The following is a 3,597-nucleotide window of genomic DNA, read 5'->3' on the forward strand; positions in this document are numbered from 1 at the left end:
ACGAAGCACCGACGCAGCGAGGTAGGCGGGGGTAAAACCCTCGTCCTGTCGCCACATCGGGATATCCATCACAATCGCGGCCGCGACGCCGACGACGGCACCGAGTGCCAATCGCCCGGCGAGTGCGCCGAGGCTCGGAACGACTCCGAGGGCGGCGATGACGGCCGACATGTGCTCCAGCATCGTTCCCAGGGAAGACGGGTGAGGATAAAATTGGTCGGGTCGGCGTGTCGGCACGGAATGTAGCGAGAATGACGAGACGATAGACGACACAGCCATCGATAGAGCGGCGGCTTAGTCGTCGATGAACGTGATTCAGCCGTCGATAAAACTGATTTAGTCGTCGACGAAAGCGGTTTAGCCGTCGATAAGGTCGTCTAGTCGCTGCCAACTCAGTTGTGTTCGCGCACCGGGTTCGGCCGCGGTCAGCGCGCCGCACGCGTTTGCGATGGTAAGTGCCCGCTCGTAGGATGTTCCCTCGATTCGGGCGGCGATGAAACCCGAAGCGAACGCATCGCCCGCACCGGTCGTGTCCACGGCGTCGATGGGATATCCCGGATGGACGTGTTGCTCACCGTCGTCTCGAACTTCTGCACCGTTCGGCCCGTGTTTGAGGACGAGTGTGGTCTGTTCGAGTACCTTGGCGACTGCGCTTCCGTTCGTGGCGGCGTTGCTGTCGTTCGCGCTGGCTTCACCGAGTGCGGTCGCGGCCTCGCGGTCGTTGAGGAAGACGAAATCGACCTGTCGAAGCGCGTCGGTGTAGCCCCGGTCGCCGATGCGCCGCCCGGGGTCGAAACTGACCGTCGTCCCGACTTCGGTGGCTCGGCGGGCGAGCGCGGCGGCCGTCGCTGGTGCCTGACTCGTCAAGTGGAGGTGGTCGGCGGCGGCCAGCGATTCGGCTGGCAAATTCGACGCCTCGAACGCCTCGTTGACGCCGGGAGACCCGAGGACGAACACCTCGCCCGCGGCGTCGACGACGACGTACTTGACGGTCGTCGGGCCGTGGTCGACACGTTCGACGTACCGGCAGTCGACCCCTTTCGAGGCGAGTTCGGCGACGGCGGCGTGGCCGTGTTCGTCGTCGCCGACGCTCCCGAGAAGTGACGACGGAACGCCCAGGCCGACGAGACCGCTGGCAACGTTGGCGGCGCTTCCGCCGCCAGCGCCGACACGTGACTCGACGGTCGCCTCACCGTCTGGGTCGGGGAGTGCGTCCACGCGGAGGGTGACGTCCCAGTTCACGTGGCCGGCGCAGATGACACGGGACATGCGTCCTCATGAATGGGTTCGCCTGTCAGATAACTTTCTCGGGTGGTCGATATTTCCCGGTCGTTTGGAACTTCACGATGCCCGTGTCTCAGCGATGTGGAACGGTCGCACAGCACCGACGAAAGAAGACTGGTTATGAGACGTTACGCACCGGCAATCGCGAACAACAGCAGATTGTGAACCCCCGGTCCGAGACCCACGGCGGCGACGAAGCCCAAGAGGAGCGCGCCTTCGGTCGGTTCCTCGCGGACGTAGTCGGCGAGGAGCGTCACGACGAGACCCACCACGGCGAGTTTCACGAGCACGAAGAGCCATCCGATACCGAGCGTTTCGGCGGTCGGAAGCGCGGCGGCAACTTCGAGGATGACCTGCGAGAGCGGCGTTCGCTCACCGAACCCGAGCACGTCGATGCCGACGGCGGTCGAGACGGCGTCGAGGGTGTGACCGAAGATGGCGAGCAATCCGAGCGAGCCTGCTGTGGCCGCCTCCGGGGAAAGCCGCTGGACGACCAGCCACGCAATCGGGCTAATAACGAGTGAGACGACGAGACCGATACCCGGCCAAAACAGGGCGAGCGTCCCGCGCTGGAGTCCTGCTGCGATGGTCGCCGCGACGAGTCCGCCCGCGACGACGAGTCCGGGACCTGCAAGCGCTCGCGGCGAGGCAGCGCTGGCCGCATCGAGCACGAGCCACGTCGCACCGGCGACGATTGCCACCGTGACGTAGACCGATGGCGTCCCGGCCAGCGGTTCGACGACTGGCGGAAGCAGTCCGACCACGTACAGGACGTGCAGCACCGACCCGGTCACCATCCACGGGACGAGTGCGAGGACGTGCGCCGACGAGACGGTCGGGCGCGTTCGAACCAGTCCGACGCCGACACCAACGAGTCCCGCGACGAGGACGACGAGATACGGCAGCGGGGGGAGCGCGAATCCTTCGGGGAGGATGGCCATGCAGGAGGCGCGACGGGGCGGCGTGAAAGCCTTACGTTCTTTAGGCCCGCGTTGCCACCTCCCGGTATGAATCGCGACGACCTCGCCGCCCGTATCGACCACACGGTACTCGGTCCCGAGACGACGATGGCTGACGTAGAATCCGTCCTCGACGACGCCGACGAGTGGGGCATGAACGCCTGCATTCCACCGTGCTACGTCGCCGAGGCGAGCGAGTACGCACCCGACGTGCTGCTCGCGACGGTCATCGGCTTCCCGCACGGCCAGAATACCACCGTCGCCAAGCGCGAAGAAGCGGTCGACACGTGGGAAGCCGGTGCCGACGAACTGGACATGGTCATCAACATCGGCCGACTCAAAGCCGGAGACGACGAGGCTGTCACCGAGGACATCTCAGAAGTCGTCGCCGCCGTTCCCATCCCGGTGAAGGTCATCATCGAGACGGCGCTTCTCACCGACGAAGAGAAGCACCGCGCCTGCGAGGCGGCCGCCGAGGCCGATGCCGCGTTCGTCAAGACCTCGACCGGCTTCGCCGATGGTGGTGCCACGGTCGAAGACGTGGAACTCATGGCCGAGTATCTGCCCGTGAAGGCCTCCGGCGGCGTCGGGTCGTACGACGAGGCGCTGGCGATGTTCGAAGCCGGTGCAGAGCGTATCGGCGCGTCGTCGGGCGTCGAAATCGTCTCCGGAGCACCGGAAGAATAGTCGTCTCGTCTTTTTCTACTGCACGTCTCGCAACGCGGCCAGCTGCGTAGCGTCCGCTATCGAATCACGATTAATTGATGTGTTTCTTGTGGGCGCGAGCGTCCGAGACCGCGCCTCTTTTGCCCGCGGACCCGATATGTGGAGTAACCGAATGGCCCGATACCACATCGAGACGTACGGCTGTACCTCGAACCGCGGCGAGAGCCGCGCCATCGAGAGTGCGCTCCGAGACGCGGGACACTACCGCGTCGATGGCCCCGAGGAAGCCGACGTCGCCATCATGAACTCCTGTACGGTCGTGGAGAAGACGGAGCGGAACATGCTCCGTCGGGCCAAAGAACTCGAACAGGAGACGGCCGACCTCATCGTCACCGGCTGTATGGCGCTCGCACAGGGTGACGACTTCCGCGAGGAGGACATCGACGCCCAGATTCTCCACTGGGACGACGTGCCCACCGCCGTCCCCAACGGCGAGTGTCCGACTCCCGGACCCGGCGTCGAACCCGTCTTGGACGGCGTCGTCGGCATTCTGCCTATCGCCCGCGGGCGCATGCCGTACTGCTCGGACTGCATCACGAAGTTGGCGACCGGCCGCGTCGATTCTCCGCCGGTCGAAGAGAACCTCGAGGAGGCACGGGGGCTCGCCCACGCCGGTGCGAAGGAACGC

Annotated in this window: 4 protein-coding genes and 1 pseudogene; 2 read left to right on the plus strand and 3 right to left on the minus strand. The window is 65.3% G+C overall.

Annotated elements, in window-relative coordinates; translation table 11 throughout:
* From QT222_RS04480 to QT222_RS04490, 3 genes and pseudogenes are all read right to left on the minus strand, one after another.
* Positions 1–183 (minus strand): annotated as a pseudogene (locus QT222_RS04480) (hypothetical protein); the annotation flags it as partial.
* A 174-nt stretch (positions 184–357) separates the two neighbouring features.
* The gene (locus QT222_RS04485; protein ID WP_004060106.1) at positions 358–1,269 is read right to left on the minus strand and encodes an ATP-dependent ribose-1-phosphate kinase; all 912 of its coding nucleotides are present in this window, start codon (positions 1,267–1,269) and stop codon (positions 358–360) included.
* 143 nt (positions 1,270–1,412) lie between these two features.
* On the minus strand, positions 1,413–2,225 hold the full coding sequence (locus QT222_RS04490) for a DUF63 family protein (protein ID WP_004060105.1): 813 nt from the start codon (positions 2,223–2,225) through the stop codon (positions 1,413–1,415).
* A gap of 66 nt (positions 2,226–2,291) precedes the next feature.
* Here QT222_RS04490 and deoC point away from each other — a divergent pair, with 66 nt between their 5' ends.
* Entirely contained in the window at positions 2,292–2,930 is a 639-nt protein-coding gene (deoC, locus tag QT222_RS04495) for a deoxyribose-phosphate aldolase (protein ID WP_491476435.1), read from the plus strand.
* Between the two features lie 151 nt (positions 2,931–3,081).
* Positions 3,082–3,597, plus strand: a 516-nt coding sequence (locus QT222_RS04500; protein WP_491476436.1) for a MiaB-like tRNA modifying enzyme family protein, incomplete at its 3' end; no start/stop codon positions are given.

It is taken from the genome of Haloferax sp. s1, assembly GCF_058382125.1.